The following is a 21,161-nucleotide window of genomic DNA, read 5'->3' on the forward strand; positions in this document are numbered from 1 at the left end:
TCGCTGCAGTGGTTATTATAACTAAAGGGTTTAGGGGTTGTCAATAGTTATTTTTTCTTACCTGCGACCACTAACTTTTTTCAACTGTACCAATACATTATATAGTGGTCGTGGCTAAAAAGCAAGTGGTCGCAGGTTTTTTGAATATATTCATATTATTGCATAATTATTAGGATGTTTTTTACCCTACTAAAACAAATTCCTTAACTTAATTAACTTAGAAATTGTTCCCCCCCTATGTTAGGATAGATGTCATAGACCTCTAAATAAATTATAGTTAGTTAACGGTAACACCGAGGAGGTAAAACTATGGCAAGGTACAGTGCTGAATTCAAATATTCAATTATACAAAGAATGATGCCATCCAATAATGAGTCTGTAAGTGCAATCTCAAAAGAAACAGGACTTTCAGTGGCCACTTTACATGACTGGAAAAAGAAAGCCAGAGCTAATGGCATAGCTGTTCCTGGTGGTGAGATTGAAACAGAAAAATGGAGCACACAAGACAAGTTTTTGATTGTTGTTGAAACAGCTTCTCTAAGTGAAATAGAGATGGCTGAATGCTGCCGTTCTAAAGGACTCTTTGTTGAACAAGTAGAAGCCTGGCGTGATGGCTTGTATGCAAGCTAATGGTGGCATTGCTCAGGAAGCAGCCACAGGAAATTTGGAACGAATATAATAAGCTTGATGAATTCCAAAAACATTATGAAGAAAACCCAGAAGACGCTACTGATATGATTGAAAGTATAGTTGATACTAAGTTGAAATTTAATAGTAACAATGCTATTTCTCCGCAAAGTGGCCAAGGTAATATTGCGCTCATCTATTTTCCTAAGTTTAAACAAAAAAATGGTTATTATTGTGGTCCTGCAAGTGCATTGACAACGATTTATGGAATGGGGCAAGAAAGTCAGGTTGCTGGTAGTACGTATAATGCAAAGCAGGATACATTAGCAAAAAATATGGGAACAGATAGTAGTGGTACTTATGTTTATAAGATGAGAGATGAATTGAATAAATACTCATCAGAACAATATAATTATTATTATGCACCTGACAAGAAAGATATGAAATCAATTATTAATGGTAGTTTATTATCAGATAATGCTCCTATCTTACATGCAAATACAAAATACTTTTCATATTATGGAGGCCATAATGTTCAACATTAGTGAAGTAAATTATTTTCCATTGCCTATCTCCAATGAAGGTATTTTAACTGATTTAACTGATTTAACTGTGTTTGGCAATAAAATATATTATATAGTTAACTTTTTAAAAGAGCAATCCACTACTGCCAAATTATCGAGAGTATACGAATATGATATTATCACAGATGAAGGAAAACTAATATTTGAAATACAGGATCCGGAAGTTGTTTGGGTAAATGAATTAAGAGCAGATGAGAAACAATTGTATTGGACGACATTAGGAACAAGCAAATATACTTTAGTAAGTTTTGAACTAAAGACACAAAGAGTTAAAGAAATCCACTCGGTTTCTTATGAACCAATAAATCAGCCTATTGTTTTAGGCGGAAATAGTCGGTACCTTTCATGGTACGAATATGATGTTTTAACAAACTCATTCAAACTTTCGAACTATAATTTAACCGAAGAAGGTATTTCGTTCATTAGTAAAGACATCTTTCATTTCCATAAATTTGCGCGTCCAAGTTTAAATGAGGATAGAGCCCTAATTATAAAAGACGTTAATAATAATCTTTCTTTCAACCTAATTAATGTAAAAAACTATCAGGTAGAACAAATGTTTAACTTGTCTAAAGAAATAGAATGTATATGGCCTCAAGTTAGCAATGATTATATTGTATGGAACGATATGCGTGGTGAAAATATATATTTTTATAATATTAAACTTAATGATGTATCAAAAATTAGTTTTAGGAAATTATTAAACGAAAATATTTTTTCAATGCATCTCTATGATAATTATTTGTACATAGTAAGTACGGGCAATGAAATATTATTATTTGACTTAAAAGAAAAAAACTATTGTATTATAACGGGTTTAGATATTTTCCCTATGTTCTTGGATGCAAGTTATTCATCTTCAAAAATATCTTTAGATAGACAATACATTAGTTTACTTACGGACTTTAGTGGACTATATCCAAAGGACTATGCGTACATAATAAAGCCAAAGGGTAAATAAAAGATTGTTTAACAGAAAGTCCAACACCACAGAAAATGCCGAATTTAAATTCTGCAACTAACGATTGACATCTAGGATAATGTTACTGACTTATTTTTTAAATTACATTGATACCCGGGGTTTCACAACCATTTCAAAAGGAATAGAGCTCTGAAGGAATATTATGACCTCACTCCATAGCAGCAAGACCCTAGAGAGGAGAGCAACAATCCACCTTTTTATCTAAAATAAAATGTAAATATACCGGGGCAACAAAAGTGTCAAATAGTCATAACACAACGGCATAAAAATACTGCCGCCAGTGACGGTAAGAAAAGATATATCACACACGGCCAGGGAGTATAAATAGTTTTGTGTAAATAGGTTTCTTACCGTTTTATATTTTATTATGCCTTGGGAATTATTTTCCCAATAATTGGTGATAATATTCATGGCTCTTACTCATCAAAAGGATAGGGCAATGCTGAAGAGCAACCCGAGCGTTTGATGGGGTTCTGCCGAGGATAGGGGTGGCGTTTGCTACCCCTTAACTATTCCCCTATCCTTGGGAGAACTGGAGCGATAAACTTTGGGGCGAAGCCCCACTTTCTTTTAGATTGCCAATTCAGATTCCAGCCTGTCACTAAAGTATATCGCAAACTGAGAAATGCACTGTGTCCAGTCTCTTACAGGCATATTCCATTTCTTTGAAATATCCATTGTAGCTAAGTAAACTATCTTGGTTAGTGCTTCATCTGAAGGATACGCTGTTTTGGTTTTGGTGACTTTTCGCAACTGTCTGTGATAACCTTCAATAACGTTGGTTGTATAAATTAGTCTGCGGATTGCATACGGGTACTTAAAGTAAGTGGTTAATTCAAGCCAATTGTTTTCCCAAGAACGGATGATAATTGGGTGCTTTTTACCCCATTTATCTTTGAATTCTTCAAAAGCAAATTCGGCTTCTTCCAGAGTTAAAGCCTGATAAACTTTCTTCAGATCAATCATCACTTCTTTTTGTTCTTTGTAGGAAACATACTTCATGGAATTGCGTATCTGATGGATAACGCACAGCTGGATCTCGGTCCTCGGGAAAGCAGTATTTATGGCCTCCGAGAAGCCTGAAAGCCCGTCTTTACAAGCAATCAGAATGTCTTCAACACCACGGTTTTTAAGGTCATTGCATACGCCTAACCAGAATTTTGCACTTTCATTTTCGCCAATCCAAATCCCTAGTATTTCTTTGTGTCCCTCCATATTGATGCCCAAAACGCTATATGCTGCCTTATTAATTATTCGATTATCCTGGCGTACTTTAAAGTGAATAGCATCCAAAAAAACGACGGGGTAAACACGATTTAAAGGTCTGGATTGCCACTCTGCAATCAGTGGTAGAATTTTATCTGCAATCTTACTAACCATGGTTGGTGACACGTCGACACCGTAAATTTCTCGCATGTGGTCTTCAATATCACGGGTAGACATACCTTTAGCGTACATTGCAATAATCTGATCCTCCAACTGATTGGAAGTATTCTCGTATTTTTTAATTACTTGTACTTGCGGTTCAAATTCCCCATTTCTGTCTCTTGGAATTTCAATTTCTGATTTACCAAACCTGGTTTTTATGTTTTTCTTGCTGTAGCCATTGCGACTATTACCACTGTTGTTGCCAGCAGGATCATGCTTTTCATAGCCAAGATGTTTATCCATCTCTGCTTCGAAAATTTCTTGCAATGTGTCCTTAAAAAGGCCTCTTAACTTTTCTTGAATTTCCTCAACTGAGCGGCAACCTTTTGCCAGCTCCTTCGCTAAAGAAGAAGCGTTTCGCATAAATGATCATCCTCCCTTAATGGTAAGTTTAACCATTTACACGAAACTCTTTACATTCTCTGTATGGCGAAATGTATGGGGCGATAATCTAACATCATTAAAATTCATCTTATCCTTTAATCTTTTAAAAACACATTTCACAGCCCCAGAAGTCATTTGTTTATTATCCTTTAGAGCAAAAACATATTCACATGGTTTCTTAAATACCTGCTGAACAAAAATTTTATATTCTGCTAATTCATTTTTAAGTTTATCGGTAATAGGCAAACTGCTTTGTATTCGCTTTTTACCAAAAACGGTAATTGTATTGTTTTCCCAATTAATATCCTTCCACCGTAAATTGACAACTTCACCTAACCTCATGCCTGTACCAAGAAAAACAATAATCATGGTATAGTCCCGATATGCAAAGAAACTTTTTTCACGATTTTTAACTCGCTTATAGTAGTTTAGCATTTGCTTAATTTGATAATTAGTAAATACATCAATCTTTATATCCTCTTTGATATAACCAACCTTTTTAGTTGGTTTTGCTTTTCAGTTGCAATAATTTCTTCATCTTGCAAATAATTAAAGAATATTTTTAGATGGTGTAATTTTGAATTGATGGTAGTAGGGTTATTACCCTTTTCCTTTTGACACATCATTAGATAGGTTTTTACTACTGTTGGTCGCACATCCTCAACATTAATAATGTCATTTTTTACACAGAATTCGTGAAATTCTTTAAGTGTAAAATTGTAAGATGTTAGCGTATTTTTTGATAGGTTTTTAAACTCTCAGTCATTGTTGAAGTCCTGCAAAGCAAATTTTAATAACACAAAAAACCACTCCTTTTAGTTTTTATACAGTACTAAAAGAAAGTGGTCTTGATATACTGATATAGGGTCTACCATTGACTACTACTTTTTTAAAAGGTATCTAAGCCCTTAAACCCTTGGTATCATTGGCTTTGAGAAACCTAGTTAAAAAAGCAGAAATTGCATACACCCCAAGGTAGCGCGCTAGCCAAACTGCGCCACGTCCCGATATCTTCGCTGCAGGAGTTATTATATATTGTTATACAATAAAAGCCAACAGCATTTTTTGAGTTATGTGTTTTTTGAAGTAATAATTAATATTTTACATGTTCACTAATATACATTAAATTGGAAGGAGGTTATTTATCTTGCATATACCTAATGGGTTCCTAGATCCGGTGACCGCTACAACCACTGCTATAGCCAGCGGAGCCTTGTTAGTCTTTGGCTGGCAACACATTCGCAAAGAAATAGCGGCTCAACAACCAACCACTCTAGGGCTGGTGGCAGCATTTATTTTTGCTGCACAAATGATTAATTACTCCATTGGTCACCACACCAGCGGCCATTTAATTGGTGCCACTTTAGCTGCAGTTATATGCGGTCCTTGGGCTGGCGGTATACTAATGACCATGGTATTGGCGGTACAAAGTCTGTTTTTCCATGATGGGGGCACGTTAGCGCTGGGGGCAAATATTATTAACATGGCAGTAATTGCCACTGCCGTTGGTTATAGTATTTATTGCATAGCCTATGACAAAACAAATCGCACCGTAGCAATGGCCCTTGGTTGCTGGACATCTGTGGTGGCTGTTTCAGCTGTGGCGGCATTAGAACTGTCCATCTCTGGCAACGGCCCACTAACAAGCGTGTTTGCTGCCATGGTTGGTTGGCATAGTCTGATCGGCATTGGGGAAGCCGGTATAACAATCTTGGCGGCACATTACTTTTTCAAATTTTCAACCCACACCGACCTACAATCCGAGGTGATTGGCCATGCCAAGAATTAGATTGTTTTTAACGGTATTAATTATTTTATTAGTTGCCGGGGTTTTATCAAACTTTGCATCTACATTTCCCGATGGCTTAGAAAGAGTGGCAGAGGATTTGGGCTTTATGGGTGCAGCTAAAAATCACACTGCTATATTTCAAGACTACAGTATACCTGGAATAACCTATTCTAATCTGGCCGGCGGGTTAGCTGGCATTTTAGGTTGTGTTATGGTTTACATTTTAATTTATGGCTTTGCCAAAATCATTAAATGCAAAACCTCCCTTTAAATAAAATAGGGAGCATTCCTGTAAGGAAATAAAATGACCTTTGAAAAAAAGAAGCACCTCCTGTAATATACTGGGTGTCGAGCTGTTCAGGCGACCGACCCCTAATTTAATCACACAGGAGGTACTTCAAAATGAATTATAAACAAAAACAACGAATTGAGCAACTCACAGAAGCAACTTTAATTATCGGTGCTGATATTGCTAAAGCAAAACACGTAGCACGTGCTCAGGATTTTAGAGGAATTGAGTTGGGAAAGCGGCTGGTGTTTGATAATACAAGAGCAGGCTTAACCAAACTGATGCATTGGGTTAGAACCCTAATGCTTGAGCACAGCAAAGAAGATGCTATTGTAGGCATCGAACCTACGGGTCACTACTGGTTGCCAATGGCTGAGTTTTTACGCAGAGAAGGCATAGCGGTTGTAGTGGTAAATCCCCTGCATGTTAAGAAAAGTAAAGAATTGGACGACAATTCACCAACCAAAAACGATATTAAAGATGCAAGAGTAATTGCTCAATTAGTAAAAGACGGGCGATATTCAGAACCTAACTTACCCACCGGTATATATGCAGAACTGAGGGTAGGAATGGTTCAAAGAGATCGCTTGAATCAAGATCTTAATAGGGTAAAAGGTAGAATACACAATTGGTTAGATAGGTATTTTCCAGAGTATACAGGAGTTTTTAAAGATTGGGAAGGCAAAGCATCTTTAATGATATTAAGTGCTTGCCCACTGCCCCAAGACATTGTTAAAACAACTGTAGAAGGTATTGTGAGGCTGTGGCGAACCGAAATTAAACGAGCAGTTGGTATCAAAAGAGCCAACAAACTAATGCTGGCTGCCAAGGACTCTATCGGGTTATCCACAGGGATAGAGTTTGCTCGTCATGAAATAAAGATGCTACTTGAACAATATGATACTCTGTGCAAACAAATGGAAACACTGATGAAAGCAGTGCAAGAGTTAATCAAACAAATACCAGGAGCCAAAGAAATGATGACTATTCCTGGAGTTGGCTTGGTTACGGTTGCTGGTTTTTTGGCAGAAGTAGGGGACCTAAATCGATATAATCATGGGCAACAAATAATCAAACTGTCCGGTCTAAATTTAAAAGAGAACAGTTCTGGCAAGCACAAAGGGCAATCACGCATAAGCAAACGGGGGCGCCCTCGCCTAAGAGCCCTTTTGTTTAAAACAGTGTTAGTCATGGTTGCCAAAAACCAAGAGTTTAAGGCTATCCACAAATACCTAACCACGAGGGCAGAAAATCCTTTGAAGAAAAAACAATCTATAGTTGCCCTCTGTGGAAAACTTATACGTATTTTATACACCTTAGGTAAAAATCAAGTCGCATATAATGCAGAACAAGTATTAGGTGTTGTTCGTCAATCACAATTACAGGAAGCTGCTTAAAAAGGTATTTAAAAGATAAAACACTCTTTAAGACGATTTTAAAACAGACAAATCAAGCACGGAGAAGCCGGGAACTAATTTTACCATACGGGCATGACCCAGCAAGGGAGCATCCCTGGCCTCCACCCCTTGAGAGGTAGAACGAAGGAATGTAAGGGCCAAATAGTTGGACCCCGTGAGACGTGGGAGGGTTAACCGCAAGGGTGTAAGTGGAGATCCATTGTGCAACCATAATTTGTAAAAAGGATTTACCCTTTGTTAGGTTATATCCCGACCTACCATAAAATGTTATTAATTCAAATACATTCCTGCATGCCGTTATTGGATGTACTTGAAATTGTAAGAATGAGTGAGTAAATGCAAGAAAAACTTATTTTATTGAGGGAGGTTTTGAAACATTTTTGCAAAAATGAACACTTTTGTAAAAAAATCATAATATTTATTATAAAGAATGGCAAAAATAATGTGAAAGTAATAATTTTCTGTTAAAAAGTTAGCTTAATAAAAAGGAAAGTTTACATGCTGTATAGAATAAAACTAATTAACAAATCTAATAAAGTATAGGAGGAGATAGCCATGCACAGTAACTACTTAAATGAAGAGGCAATTGAGGAACTTAAAGCAAGGTTAAAGTGGATTCAAGTTCTTGGTTCGGACAAAAAGGTTTACCTAGCAATTGAAGACAACGAATCCACTGACGTTGAGTTTAAACCTGTAAAAGCGGTCACCTTAATGACCACCGATAGCGAAAACTACAAGTTACTTGATTTAGGCTTCCAATACAAAGGACTGGGTAAAACCCTAATCATCAGAAACATCTGCGCCTTTAACTGGCTCGTCCTTACCCGCTCTGAAAGGGGCACTTCTGAAACTGCCAAACTTACGCTTTTCTGCCTGGCCAACACCCCATCCTCCGAACCGTCCATTATTACCAAGTCGTACGTGTTAAAATTCACCGATAGTCCCAATGAACAGCAATTTGCCGAAGATTATGTGATGATTTCATAATATTTGATTTTGAGGGCGTATTTATGCGCCCTCAATTATTTTACAAGAACGACCTTCATATTATAACAAGACATAGCAATATATGCAATAGATGTAATGGAATTTACTTTATTATTTTTTAGTTCAAACAATTTGACAAACATTTATAATTGTATGTTAAATAAAAAAATTTATTTAAACTATATTTTTTCTTGCAGGATATTTAAAGGATATACAGAAATAACATTATAACTAGGAGGGGGAGGTATGGAGGAATTAAAGATTACCACTTTAAGTGAAGATGCTTCACACCGTTGTGGATTATTAGCTGAACACGGACTTTCGCTGTTTATTGAATATAAGGGTTTCAAAGTTCTCTTTGATACCGGACAGGGGGCATCGGTTATTGCCAATTCCCGGGCAATAAACGTCGATTTGCGGGAAGTTAATGCCATTGTCCTAAGCCACGGCCACTATGATCATACCGGGGGACTCTACAGTGTGCTACGGAAAATCGGCTCCAAGGAGATTTTTGCCCATCCTGATGCTTTAAAAACCAAATACAAACTGATGCCCAAGGAAGGTTTTCGCAATAGTGGGGCTCCGGCCTCAGCTCAGGAATTAACCAATATTGGTGCAAGATATAAGTTGTCCAGTAAGCCTACAGAATTAGTACCCGGTTTAATTGTTACTGGTGAGATTCCTAGGGTGACGGATTTTGAAACCAATAACCCTTTGTTCTATACCGAAAAAAACAATGATTATTTACCGGATTCAATGTTAGATGATCAAGCCTTAGTGATTTCCACCGGCAAAGGTACGGTGGTGATTACCGGATGTGCCCATGCCGGATTAATCAATACCTTGCAATACGCCACAGAATTAACCAACAGCAATCACATTTACGCCGTCATTGGCGGTACCCATTTGTTTGAGGCAGACAATGAAAAACTGGACAAAACCATTAAAGCAATGCAAACATTCAATATCCAAAAAATCGCTGCCAACCACTGTACCGGTTTTAAAGCCCAAATGGCTTTTTATCAGGCCTTTGGAGATAAGTTTGTCCTTAACTCCACCGGAGACATAATTGTAATATAAAGATAAGTAATATAAGTAATAAGAGGCCCTAGGCCTCTTATTACTTGTGGGTCTAAAATAACACTGCAACCTGATCACGGTCTAACGTCCTGCGGATACCCCGGAGTTTTTCCAGCAGTACCGGATTATCTACTGCCGCCTTTTCCATCTGTCGCAACAGATCTATCTCTCGCCTAATCACTGACACCACATCACCCTCTTGCAAACTGCAATTATCCAGCAGGTGATCAAACTCTTTGCCGTTATACCAAGCATAGGCTAAATAACCCGGAACAGGTGACCAAACCATATAATCTTGGGGTACACCCATCTCCATTAATTCTGCCCGCAGTTTGTTAACCACGTCAAAATCGTAAGGCGGAATTTGAATATATTCTCGGCGACCGGGAACATAATCGATACCAGCCAAAATTCCCGCCACTTCATCCGCTGGCAAATCCTCTATTAAGCCAGAAAAAACCAATTCCGTTACAAATATCTCCTGGACGTGTAAGTGCAACGCAAACTTACCCCGGGGCAGTAATTCTCGCTCCTTAACATAACCTAAGCGCTGCAGCAGTGTGCGCATTTTTTGAAAGTCTATGGTGTATTGCTTGGCGTCATACTCCATCTGTTTCTTTTTATAATGTAAAAGCTCTAAGCGATTGTTGATTTCTTTAATTTCTCTGGCGGCATCAAAGCATTGAACATTTTTACATTTTTTCTTTTTCAGCAAACTAAGGGTGTTTTCAATTTCGGCTATTCTAGATTGTGAGCCGGGCATCTGCCTATATTTGCGACTTTTCAACTTATGTAATTCTCGCTTCAATTTTTTGCGAATCAGTGGGCAAGAAGTACTTTGCTGTTCCTCACAAAAATGTTCTTGCAGTTGTTGTTGCTTATTGTGCAGTTTAGTAATTTTACGATTAATATCTTTTAAACGACGCCGTTTTTGGAAGGCCGAGAAATTGCTTTTTAAAAAATGATCTATTTCTTGATCCGACTTCCACATTAACAAACTTAAAACGGTGTTGGCCGAGACCGCCAATCGACCGTGCACCATTTCAACTTCAGATTCTTTAAAGAATCCGGTTTCATCGGGATGTTCGGCACTAATTTGAATATAAACATGTCCCTGCTCATCAAAGCCGCGCCTACCGGCTCGGCCTGCCATTTGAAAAAATTCTCGATTTAACAGTTGTCTAAATTCTCGTCCGTCCCACTTGCGACAGGATTCAAATACTGCACTGGAAGCTGGAAAATTAACTCCGGCTGCAAAGGTTTCGGTACAAAACAACACCCAAATTAACCTTGATTCATATAAACGCTCCACAATGCGCTTTAATGCCGGAGAAAGTCCAGCATGATGGTAACCGATGCCCTGCATCAGTAATCGCTTTAACATCGCCCGATCTCGATGGACAAACATATCGGGATGTTCGGCCTCGGCATCAGTGATCATTTTCCGCACCCGTTCCTTTTCATCGGGATAGAGAAAGTCCCATTCTTTTCCTACTTCAAATGCCATTTCCTCGGTTTTGGCCCGGCCAAAAACAAAATAAAGGGCTGGCAATTTATCTTGGATTAATTCCACTATTTCAGCGGGGTCTTTAAATCTGCGGGGCTTAGCCATGAATATCCTCCCATTAGTTACGTTAATTATAGAATTTATTACGTTTCCTAGCCTTGTACTCTTCCTGTTCTTCCTTCCGTTTGTCAGAGAGTTTTTTAACCTGGCGTTTGGCCTCGTGTTCATTTATTATTTCATTATCCGGTGTCACCCAGTTAATTTCCAAGGGCACCGCCCGTTTTCTTTCTTCCACCACCAGCACTTCGGCATTGCGCACTTCGGCAATCCAAGTGGCCATCTCCTTCACATTGGGTACGGTGGCGGACAAACCTAATATTTTCATATGCGGTGGGGCAAACAATATTGCTTCTTCCCACGATGTGCCGCGGTGCGGGTCATCTAGGTAATGGATTTCATCAAAAACGACATAGGCAATGTTAGCCAGTTGTTCCACATCTTCAAAACATTTATTGCGAAATATCTCAGTGGTCATCACCGTCAACATGGCATCACCGTTAATGGTGACATCACCGGTAACTAAACCAACCCTTTCATCGCCAAACATTTCTCTGAAATCAGCATATTTTTGATTGGAAAGGGCCTTTAATGGCGATGTGTATATTAACCCCATCCCCTCATCCATTAACTTTTCGGCAAGTTTTTCTGCTATTAAGGTCTTTCCGGTGCCGGTGGGGGCGGCCACCAACACATTCCTACCGGCTAAAACCGCCTCAATGGCTTCGGCTTGAAAGTCATCCAGTTGAAAGGGACCAGCGGGAGCCACTGGCTGGGTCTCTTTGCGCAAAGGAGTTTTTTTATAAAAACTTTTAATGCGAATTTTGCTTTTTAAATTCTTACCTTTCTTAATTTCTTCTGTGTTGTCATTTTCCCAACGAGGCAAAAATATCCTCCTCTCGATATTGCAAAAATATTTATCACTTACATTATGTTATCCATTATTAGTTATTTTACCTGCAATATAGCAAAAAAATAAGCCTTTACCATAAAAAAAGCCCCCCCGCATTTAATATATGCGGGGGGGTGGTGCGCTAACGAAATAGTTTATTTTGATTACCCTTTCTCAAAGGGTTAAGTCTTCTGCCACTCCATATCAACAACAAAATGCCGCTGCCAACATAAAAAGCGATATAAACGCCCCAATAGGGCAAAAACCACTCCGCCTCATCCATTAAGGGTGCCCCCTCGTTCATAATCCGCATCAACACAATCACCGGATTGATATCAAATAAGAACTGCACGATAAAAGGAGCTGTGTCCGGTGGAGGCAATTCAGGCTTCCGCAAAAATTCATGTATAAAGGCTGCCAAAAAGGCTGTTCCTGCCCCTAAAAAAGCAATGATGCCGTAAGCGGTGACGGTACTAATGCCAGTACGTTTAAAAAATGAAGAACAGGCCATGCCAACGGCAGCAAAAAGAAACATTGTCACCAGGTAAAAGCCAAAAACCCCCAATAATTGAGTAGGAGAAACACCTCCAAACATAAATACCAAACTGTACAACGGGGCAGTGGCCATTATCAACAGTAAAGTAAAGGAACATGACGATAGCATTTTGCCAATTACAATGGCGGTGGGACTGAGTTCGGTTGTTAGCAATACATTAAGGGTCTGTCGTTCCCTTTCGCCACTGATGGTGCCCGCAGTCAGCCCCGGAATAACAAAACCTAGCAAAATTAACTGGGCTACACTGAGGGTCATAAATATGTCCCGACTGCGATCAGGGTCAAAGGTCATCGGTTGGTAACGCCAGTTCAAGTATATAAAGCCCAGTATAAAGCCACCAATCACCAAGAGGTATAAGAGTAGTATCAATGGCCCCTTTAGGCTCCGAAAACGCTGTCTTAACTCTTTTACCAACACGGGGTTAGACTGGATCATTGTGATATCACCTCCTTGGTGACTGCCATAAAGGCCTCTTCCAAACTGCCCTGTTGTTCGGCAAACTGCAACACCGGGAAGCCTTGTTCTATCAGGTTCTTTAACAACTGGCTTTGATCGGTTTTATCACCGTGATATACAATTCTGGCTTGATTACTGCGAACATTTACTTGTTTTACTCCGGGATATTGCTGCAGGTAAATAACCAACTCTTCTAAAAGCTCCAGTGCATCGATGGCAATTACTTTACTTCCCTGACCACCGGCGGTTATTTCTGCCACCGATCCACTGGCCACCAGCCTGCCGTTTTCTAAAATCCCCACCTGATCACATATTTCCGCCAACTCAGGCAGTATGTGAGAGCTAATAATTACTGTTTTATGCATTTGCTTTAATTGCTGCAAAATTTCTTTCAACTCTGCCCTGGCCCGGGGGTCCAAGCCCGATGCCGGTTCATCCAAAATCAGCACCTGCGGGTCATGAATCAAGCATCTGGCCAACGCCAGCCGCTGTTTCATACCACGGGATAAATTATCCACATAGGCATCGGATTTCTCCGGAAGATTAACCAACTCCAGTAAATCTAAAATTAACTGGTCTTGTTTTGCCGCCGGTATATGATAAGCGGTGGCAAAAAAACTTAAATACTCTTTAGCTGTTAAACCATCATACACACCGAAAAAATCGGGCATATAGCCAATTTGCCGTCGGACATTTTGGGGTTCGGTGGTCACATCAAAACCATTAACCATGGCAACACCACTGTCCGCTGGCAAAAGTGTCGCTATTATACTCATGGCCGTTGTTTTGCCGGCACCGTTTGGCCCTATTAAGCCATAAACCTGACCAGGGGGGATGGTTAAGTCTAGGCTTTTAAGAGCTTGGGTTTTGCCAAAACTCTTGGTTAAACCTTTTATTTCAATCATTTCACCACCCCTTCCACTGCCAGACCCGGTAACGGCATCACATCATAATAATCCGATTTTTCAATATTAATTCGCAAGCGGTTTTGTTCCGAAATGTATGGTTTTAAATCATTCCCCGCCAATCGACCTCGGTTTGGTTCAATGGGCACCCAGCTGGCATTTGTCCAATCAAATATGCTCAATTGATAATTAGATGCCACCAGCAAATTTGATATCTCCACTGCCTGCACTTCCACTTGCTGTTGTACTGGCAATTGCAGATTAAATTCCACTGTTACATGACCACCGTGAATCATGTAGCCCTCTGGGGTTTGCTCTAAGCCACCATTACTCTCCACAATGTTGGCCGGTATAAACCCTGCTGGCAAACGGAATTTTCCACTATCAGGCAATACCAACGGTATTTGTTGTTTTATCATGGCAGTGCTAATGTTTTCAGCATCAGCATTCTTTAATTGCATTAGGCCGGGAACCTGTTTTGCTAAAGCAACCAACTGTATCCCTTTATCCGCTTCTGTTTCAACAACATATTCCTTTGTGGCCACTGCATCACGAATTTGGTAAAGGGCCTCGGTGTTGGTTCCAAACCAGTCTTGCAGATCGGTCTCCCAGTTGAACCGCTTAGCGGTCATCACATCTTCATCCACATTAATACTGCCGTTGGTTGGCAGTTCGCCCAGCTCCACAACGTTGTCACCAAAAATCAGGATACACTTTTCAATATCTATGTTGGTTTGGTTGATCAGTTGACCGGTTATTTTGCTCCCTTCCAGTTTAACTTCACCTTTTATATAACCAAAATCATTGACAACTTTATACAACGAAGCCTGGCGCAATGACAAATAGCCAACCTTACCGTAATTTACTCCAATTTGTTGATTGCTATAATCAATAATTGGCAATTGGCCCCAATTATCACCGTTATATCTCACGCGCGGTGTAATTAACCCTTGGTCAGTGTCGGCCAACATCAGTTCACCACCCTTGGGTGAAACATAAGAACCATCTGCTTTAATTTCGGCCACCTGTTCGTCAACCACCTCGACCATTGCCAAGGTCTGTCCTAACGGCCCATTAAGTTTATGCATCGGGGCTGAGTAGTAAATGACTGCTGCTGTTAATACTGCCAGCATCGGCACTCCTAGCCAAGCCCAATCCCGTCGGTTGTATTTTTTTAACAACAAATACAACCCCGGTGCCACCAGCACCATATACAATCCCCATATCCCCACCAAATAGGTTATTGAGGGTGGATGCAACTGAGGAAAGTTGGCACTGGCGTCTAAAAGCGAGATATTAATATCTCGGTCATTACCATGCTTAGCTGCCATGATGGGAGCATCATGCATTTTTAGCAACGCTTCCCACACTTTGTTATCTTTAGCCTGCAAATTTTCTAGTCCTACGGCACTATAAACCACGTCTCCCCTGCCAATGGTTCGACGAGCAACCAGCGTGGTACCGTCCACTGTCAGTAATTTTTCGCCATCCACAAAGGTACCTGTGGTCACGGCAACGGCATTTGTTGCCGTCCTAAGACCATTCCAATTGCCGGTAATATTTTTATTACCAGTTACCAGAACCGGACTGATGTCCGCAAAGGCCTGACCCTCTGCCGCACCGGCACCGCCAGAAAGTAGCAGCGTTCCCCCTAACGTAACCCAGTGATGAATGGTTGTTAGTTGCTGGGAGGATAACGCTCCGATACTTTGATCATCCATCACAATAAAATCAGCGGCACCTAGGGCAATGGGATTGTCGGGCACCTCTGTGGGGGCCATATATTTTAACGTCAGCATATTTTTCATATTGGTTTCCAGCCAGATTGGCAATCCATTGGCCAAAGGCGTCTCACCGACACTAAGGCCGATAAAGTCATTGACCGCCACCCCCTGAACTTTGGCGCGAGCCAGCTCGGTATCGTTAGCATACAGGTAAACCAGCGCATTGTTGTTTGCCATTTCACCGGGGATAACTATTTGGGTTTCTACCCGCTGATTGGCCGGTAGATCAACGGTTTTCTGGTAAACGGCACTACCCGCCGGGGTATAACCTAAAGATTCTCTATTTTGCTTTACCATCAACACCGCATTTTCCACAGCTGCGCCGTTATTGGCAATACTGATGTTCAATTGCACTGGTTGATCAGTTTTATACAACCCATTTAAGCCCGGTGTTACCGTTAAAACTGTATCCGCCAAGGCAATATTAGGTAAAATTATTATCAGCAGAGCAATAAAGGCAGTTAGAAACCTACGACAATTCATCATTATTTCACTCCTCGATCAATAGGACGTTCTTCAATATCAACCTGCAATATCGTTGTCTTGCCCTGGTCTTGGCGAGCATAGAAAAGCATTTTACCTTCCATGCCAAAGGCTGGATTATGGCATTTTTCTACCTCGTCTAACATTAACACCCGCGGTTCCCTAACACCCTGTAGTTCCATCTGCCGCAACCAGTCAATTTCTCTATCGCCAGTTCCTTTGTCCGGACTCACCAATAAAGTACTCAGTGCCAACCAGTTTTTATCGTGGTCCAATTGTTCCAGCAATCTTTGCCCGTTGCTTCCGGCAAAAATCGATCGGATCTCTCCTACCCGCTGCCGTATGGTAAACTGTGGCGTGCCGTCAGGCATAAAGGTCAATACCCTTTCCTGCTGACTGGTGCTAACAAAGGCTAGGTAACCATTACTTCCCCATATCGGTTGTTCACCTTCGCCAAGGAATTTCTCGGTACCGGTTTTAACATCAATTAACACCAACACAGTTTTGTTTTCATTGATCTGTCGCTGTATTACAAGCTCTGTACCATCCGGTGACCATGTGGGCTTAATCCCTTTGGCTAAAAATCGATTGTCTTGGCCCTCCAGCACCCACACTTCGGTTTTACCTTGCTTGTTTATCACTGTATAGGCCAATTGGGATCCATCCGGGGACCAAGCTAAATCTGCAAACTGTTGCTGGTGGTTGGCAGACCTTAGCACGGTAAAACCATTGGCATCTAACTCCTGGTTAACGTTTTTTAGCTCCGACATTGATATAGCTACAATTTGTGGAACAGCCCCCTGCCGTTGTCTCACTAAGGCCACTTTGTCACCATTGGGACTCACTGCAGGGTAATTGTACAACCAACTGTTGGCCGCATCCAATACTCGATACTGGCCAACGGAGCTATCGGACAGTAAGAGTTGGCCATGGCGGGCAATTAGCACACCTTCATTTGGCACCACAGCAAAGGACAAATTGCTGTCTGCATTCCACAATGTCACAACCTCTTTAGGCATTCCCACGGATTGCAAGCTGTAATGCTGGGACTTGTTGACAATTAAAAATACCACCACCATCAGTAGCACTATTAGTAAAGCAATCCAACGCCCCTTAAGCATTGATCCACTGTTGCTGACCTTGGGCACCGGCAATTCCGGCTTAGGTACATTCCTCTGTTTTGCTAATAACTTTTTTCTAAGTTCTTCCTGTAGTTGATAGTTTACAGGCACCGCTTCACGCATTCTACGCATGTGCTGCAAAAGTTGGTGTACCGACTTTTCGTCTGCACCACTGTTATCTTCAGCAAAATGATGCCGATACTGATCAAGGGACAGTATTTTATGATCATTCTGCCGTTGGCCATTCTTTTCCTTCATATGTCCTCTCCCCTAACCTTTTGGCTGCATTTGTTGGCGCAGAGATTTTATAGCCCGGTGATGGGTCATCCTCACAGCGGCCTCGGTTTTACCCAGCACCTCTGCAATTTGTCCAAATCTCAATTCACCGGCATACCGCAGCGCCATTACATCGCGATAATCTGGAGTTAATTGATTTAACATGGCTCGCAATTCGTCCAGTTCTTCATTGACCAATAACTGCTCCTCAGGATTGCCCTCCATAGCTGGTTGTTGTTGCAACAGGTCATCTATCACCGTTAACTCCCGATAACCTCGCACATAGTCAACATAAACATTGTGAGCAATCCGAAACAACCAAGACGAAAAGGAACTTTGACCGCGATAGGTATGAAATTTATCCAGTGCTTTCATGAATACCAAAGTTGTCAAATCATCTGCATCCCAAGTATTGGTTATGCGATAGCGCAGGTAACGGTTGATTTTGGAAAAGTTTAAATTATATAGTTCTTCAAAATCCAGTTCAGTATCTGGATGCGGGCGATTCTCTACAAACTGCATCTTTATACAAACCTCCGGTGTATTGACACTCTGTTTTATAGACGAAATTAACCACCGCTTTGTAACCATTGTCAGGGAAATATTTTCAAACAACAAAAGAGGGCTCTTTATTCTGAGTCCTCTTTTGGTTCCTTTACCTTATATTGTATATATGCCACTCCCTCGGCAAATTTGGTGGGAATAAATCCAAAGTGCTTCTTTATCGCATTGACACTGGTTTTATTGTCTACATCCAATTGAGCCAATTCCACCGGCGTCACAGGCGGATCAGCCATAAAACGTTGCATTAAACCCACTGCCACCCGCACCAACGGTATGGGTAGATGTAGTTTCGCTTTTTTAATGTTGGTTATTTCCATAACAGTATCTAACATTTGTTCATAAGTAAGATGCTCAGGCCCACCGATATCAATTATTCGATTGATATATTGCTCCGGCTTTTGGATCACTGTTTCTACGCATTTGGCCACATCTTTAACTGAAATCGGTTGAAATTTAGTGTTTCCATCCCCTGGTACAACCACAATGGTGGGGGTCATGCGCAACGATTGTAACAATCGATCCACAAAGCCAAACCCCGGGCCAAATATTACCGATGGTCTAAGAATGGTATAATTTATACCACTGTTAACCACCTCTACTTCAGCAACCCCCTTTGAATAGGTGTATTTATATTTAGGGTTTGTGCTGGCTCCTAAAACACTCATATATATAAAATGTTGCACACCACTGGTTTTAGCCGCTTCAAGTAAGTTTTTGGTGCCGTCAATATTAATGGCTTCAAAGCTCATGTGCTTGTTTTCTCTAATAATGGCAACAAGATGGATTATACTGTCTACTCCTGTGCAAGCAACCGCCAGTGAAACAGGGTCGGTGATATCTCCCTGAACCAACTCAGCCCCCGGAATGTTAATCTCCTTGGCATTGCGTACCAGACAGCGCACCTGTTGCCCAGATTCAAGCAAATCTTTAACCACATATCGTCCAAGGTAGCCAGTGGCACCAGTCACTAAAATCATGTTATCACCACCCCAAACCATTATATAACTATTTTACCATCTATAATAGGGGTAATTTATTCAGCGAATGTGAAAATTATTTCTATCCTTATCACAATGCCAGCCAGATGATTACCTGACCAAATAAAATTAAACACAATCCACCGATGCCAAACTTTATTAATCGGTTGTTAATTAATTCTTCTTTGGTGATGCGCCCAATACTGACCAAATGATAGACCACCCCAATAAAGGATGCTGTAAAAACGGCTGCCCCTAACATTATCAGCAAAAAACAGAGATAAATCAAAATAATTCCTCCAACTATGGATTACTTTAATAATTCCCAGTGGTCTTCTTCCGAGTACAGTTTTACCCCATACTGGGACAGCAAGGCCGCCAATACCCCTTGACCGGGTTTGCGCACACTATTAAAAGTGCCGTCATAAATGATGTTAACTCCACAGGATGGACTGCGCTCTTTTAGTATGGCCACCTTAACACCGTGCTGTTTTATTGCCTTTTCTAATATTATTTTAGCACCAGCAACAAATTCTGCGGTCACATCTTTACCATCTAAATTAAATACTTTGGCCCGTCCTGCCAACACATCGTGACCATTGCCACCGCTGATTTCGCAGGCCGGCCTTGGGGTTGGTAAACCGCCCAACACTTCTGGACAAACCGGTATTGCTTTACCTTGTTCCACCAGTCTGACAATATGCAGTTCTAAGTTATTACCACCGGTATACTTGCAATTCTGGCCAGCCAAGCAGGCACTGACAATGATCATATCACTCATTTTGCACATCTCCTAAATAATAATTTTATAATACTGGACAAAGAACCCGATTGAAGGCTAAGATTACTTTAAAAAGATATGTTGGAGGCTAATTAATGAAAAAAGGTTATTTACTAGTGGCCCTGGGGGCATCCTGTTGGGGTACCCTGGGGGCAATTAGCACCGTTTTATTTAACCATGGTTTGTCACCGGTAACGGTGGCAAATTATCGGGTTCTTTTAACCACATTAATATTTGGTGGTTACCTACTGCTATTTCGCCGCCATGATTTTAAGGTTAAAAAACAGGATTTGCCTTTGTTGGTATGCATCGGCTTGGTTTCGGTGTGCCTGTTTAACCTGGCCTATAATAGTGCCATCGATATGACTTCCATTGTCACAGCGGTAATATTACTCTATACCGCTCCAATATTTGTCACTATCATATCCCGCTTTATCTTTAATGAAAAAGTAACAACACAAAAAACAGTGGCCCTGGTATTAACGCTCATTGGCTGTGCGCTGGTTTCCCAAGCCTATGATTTAAATAATCTAAAACTAAATTCAATTGGCATCGTTGCCGGTTTAGGGGCGGGCCTTACCTACGGATTATATAGCATTTTTAGTAAAAAAGCATTGGTTACTTGTTCCCCCTGGACCATCACATTTTATTCTTTCGCCTTTGGTAGCTTGTTTTTGTCACTGTATGGCAAGCCTTGGCAATCACTTTATATATTTAATGACGTTACCATTGCAACATTTTTATGGTTAATTGCGCTCATTCCTACGGTGGCAGCCTATACCTTATATACCACCGGACTACAATTTGTAGAAACCAGCAAAGCGTCTATCATTGCCACCATGGAACCGGTGGTTGCAGTAATTTTAGCCGCCTTTATTTTTCATGAACAAATTAATGCCATTCAATTATTGGGCATTCTTTTGGTAATTGGCAGTGTGATTTTAATTCAGTTACCAATGGGTAGAAGAAGCCTTAATCAGACTAAAAATACATCAATCTAAATCACTGGGGTAAACTATATTTAAAATTTAGTAGGGGGTCTGAATATGGCTGACAAAACAGAACACGCCAGTCCATTGGCGGGGACCACTTGGGCATATCCCAACGCTGGCTTTTGGTTGGTACACGTCATAGGGGTCATTGTGGTCGGTTACCTTGGCTATTACATCATGGCCGGAATGAGATAACTAGCGGGCTGTGCCTTAAATTATGAATTAGGAATTTTGAATTAGCA

General features: G+C 40.7%; 22 protein-coding genes. 10 read left to right on the forward strand and 12 right to left on the reverse strand.

The features are described from left to right. The first annotated feature begins 309 nt into the window (after positions 1-309). The 3 genes from V6C27_07170 to V6C27_07180 are packed head-to-tail and all read left to right on the forward strand — an operon-like array spanning position 310 to position 2,172. Positions 310-630, forward strand: coding sequence for a helix-turn-helix domain-containing protein (locus V6C27_07170; protein MEG6616204.1), 321 nt, complete (start codon positions 310-312; stop codon positions 628-630). Further along, on the forward strand, positions 630-1,172 hold the full coding sequence (locus V6C27_07175; protein ID MEG6616205.1) for a hypothetical protein: 543 nt from the start codon (positions 630-632) through the stop codon (positions 1,170-1,172). The genes V6C27_07170 and V6C27_07175 overlap by 1 nt, the downstream gene beginning before the upstream one ends. Further along, on the forward strand, positions 1,159-2,172 hold the full coding sequence (locus tag V6C27_07180) for a hypothetical protein (GenBank protein MEG6616206.1): 1,014 nt from the start codon (positions 1,159-1,161) through the stop codon (positions 2,170-2,172). Before V6C27_07175 ends, V6C27_07180 begins: the two co-directional genes overlap by 14 nt. A 591-nt stretch (positions 2,173-2,763) precedes the next feature. Here V6C27_07180 and V6C27_07185 read toward each other — a convergent pair. Next, positions 2,764-3,984 (reverse strand): IS256 family transposase, encoded by a 1,221-nt coding sequence (locus V6C27_07185; GenBank protein ID MEG6616207.1) that lies wholly within the window; start codon positions 3,982-3,984, stop codon positions 2,764-2,766. A 36-nt stretch (positions 3,985-4,020) separates the two neighbouring features. Then, positions 4,021-4,491 (reverse strand): tyrosine-type recombinase/integrase, encoded by a 471-nt coding sequence (locus V6C27_07190; GenBank protein ID MEG6616208.1) that lies wholly within the window; start codon positions 4,489-4,491, stop codon positions 4,021-4,023. A gap of 661 nt (positions 4,492-5,152) precedes the next feature. Here V6C27_07190 and V6C27_07195 point away from each other — a divergent pair. The 5 genes from V6C27_07195 to V6C27_07215 all read left to right on the forward strand — a co-directional run bounded on the left by V6C27_07195 (position 5,153) and on the right by V6C27_07215 (position 9,568). Next, positions 5,153-5,794, forward strand: a complete 642-nt coding sequence (locus tag V6C27_07195) for an energy-coupling factor ABC transporter permease (GenBank protein ID MEG6616209.1) — start codon at positions 5,153-5,155, stop codon at positions 5,792-5,794. After that, positions 5,781-6,065 (forward strand): PDGLE domain-containing protein, encoded by a 285-nt coding sequence (locus V6C27_07200; protein MEG6616210.1) that lies wholly within the window; start codon positions 5,781-5,783, stop codon positions 6,063-6,065. Before V6C27_07195 ends, V6C27_07200 begins: the two co-directional genes overlap by 14 nt. Before the next feature lie 131 nt (positions 6,066-6,196). After that, a complete protein-coding gene (locus V6C27_07205; GenBank protein MEG6616211.1) occupies positions 6,197-7,480 on the forward strand; it encodes an IS110 family transposase in 1,284 nt (427 codons plus the stop codon). Between the two features lie 576 nt (positions 7,481-8,056). After that, the gene (locus V6C27_07210) at positions 8,057-8,488 is read left to right on the forward strand and encodes a hypothetical protein (protein ID MEG6616212.1); all 432 of its coding nucleotides are present in this window, start codon (positions 8,057-8,059) and stop codon (positions 8,486-8,488) included. A 246-nt stretch (positions 8,489-8,734) separates the two neighbouring features. Then, a complete protein-coding gene (locus V6C27_07215) occupies positions 8,735-9,568 on the forward strand; it encodes an MBL fold metallo-hydrolase (GenBank protein ID MEG6616213.1) in 834 nt (277 codons plus the stop codon). Positions 9,569-9,620: 52 nt separating this feature from the next. Here V6C27_07215 and V6C27_07220 read toward each other — a convergent pair whose 3' ends face one another. From V6C27_07220 to V6C27_07265, 10 genes are all read right to left on the reverse strand, one after another. Then, positions 9,621-11,180, reverse strand: coding sequence for a helicase-related protein (locus V6C27_07220; GenBank protein ID MEG6616214.1), 1,560 nt, complete (start codon positions 11,178-11,180; stop codon positions 9,621-9,623). 22 nt (positions 11,181-11,202) lie between these two features. Beyond that, positions 11,203-12,018, reverse strand: coding sequence for a DEAD/DEAH box helicase (locus V6C27_07225; GenBank protein MEG6616215.1), 816 nt, complete (start codon positions 12,016-12,018; stop codon positions 11,203-11,205). A 148-nt stretch (positions 12,019-12,166) separates the two neighbouring features. Further along, positions 12,167-13,015, reverse strand: a complete 849-nt coding sequence (locus tag V6C27_07230) for an ABC transporter permease (GenBank protein MEG6616216.1) — start codon at positions 13,013-13,015, stop codon at positions 12,167-12,169. Next, the gene (locus tag V6C27_07235; protein MEG6616217.1) at positions 13,012-13,941 is read right to left on the reverse strand and encodes an ABC transporter ATP-binding protein; all 930 of its coding nucleotides are present in this window, start codon (positions 13,939-13,941) and stop codon (positions 13,012-13,014) included. The genes V6C27_07230 and V6C27_07235 overlap by 4 nt, the downstream gene beginning before the upstream one ends. After that, the gene (locus V6C27_07240; protein ID MEG6616218.1) at positions 13,938-16,208 is read right to left on the reverse strand and encodes a hypothetical protein; all 2,271 of its coding nucleotides are present in this window, start codon (positions 16,206-16,208) and stop codon (positions 13,938-13,940) included. Before V6C27_07240 ends, V6C27_07235 begins: the two co-directional genes overlap by 4 nt. Positions 16,209-16,210: 2 nt before the next feature. Then, a complete protein-coding gene (locus V6C27_07245; GenBank protein ID MEG6616219.1) occupies positions 16,211-17,587 on the reverse strand; it encodes a hypothetical protein in 1,377 nt (458 codons plus the stop codon). Between the two features lie 12 nt (positions 17,588-17,599). Then, the gene (locus V6C27_07250) at positions 17,600-18,127 is read right to left on the reverse strand and encodes a sigma-70 family RNA polymerase sigma factor (GenBank protein MEG6616220.1); all 528 of its coding nucleotides are present in this window, start codon (positions 18,125-18,127) and stop codon (positions 17,600-17,602) included. Positions 18,128-18,234: 107 nt separating this feature from the next. Next, positions 18,235-19,146, reverse strand: coding sequence for a complex I NDUFA9 subunit family protein (locus V6C27_07255; GenBank protein ID MEG6616221.1), 912 nt, complete (start codon positions 19,144-19,146; stop codon positions 18,235-18,237). A gap of 91 nt (positions 19,147-19,237) precedes the next feature. Beyond that, complete coding sequence (locus V6C27_07260) at positions 19,238-19,417, reverse strand: hypothetical protein (protein ID MEG6616222.1); 180 nt, start codon at positions 19,415-19,417, stop codon at positions 19,238-19,240. Positions 19,418-19,456: 39 nt separating this feature from the next. Next, positions 19,457-19,918, reverse strand: a complete 462-nt coding sequence (locus tag V6C27_07265; protein MEG6616223.1) for a DUF523 domain-containing protein — start codon at positions 19,916-19,918, stop codon at positions 19,457-19,459. Positions 19,919-20,022: 104 nt separating this feature from the next. Between V6C27_07265 and V6C27_07270 the strand changes: the two genes are divergently transcribed. After that, on the forward strand, positions 20,023-20,928 hold the full coding sequence (locus tag V6C27_07270) for an EamA family transporter (GenBank protein MEG6616224.1): 906 nt from the start codon (positions 20,023-20,025) through the stop codon (positions 20,926-20,928). A gap of 45 nt (positions 20,929-20,973) precedes the next feature. Then, positions 20,974-21,114, forward strand: a complete 141-nt coding sequence (locus V6C27_07275) for a hypothetical protein (GenBank protein MEG6616225.1) — start codon at positions 20,974-20,976, stop codon at positions 21,112-21,114. Positions 21,115-21,161 lie beyond the last annotated feature (47 nt).

The organism is Peptococcaceae bacterium 1198_IL3148 (assembly GCA_036763105.1).
Classification (GTDB): domain Bacteria; phylum Bacillota; class Desulfotomaculia; order Desulfotomaculales; family Desulfohalotomaculaceae; genus JBAIYS01.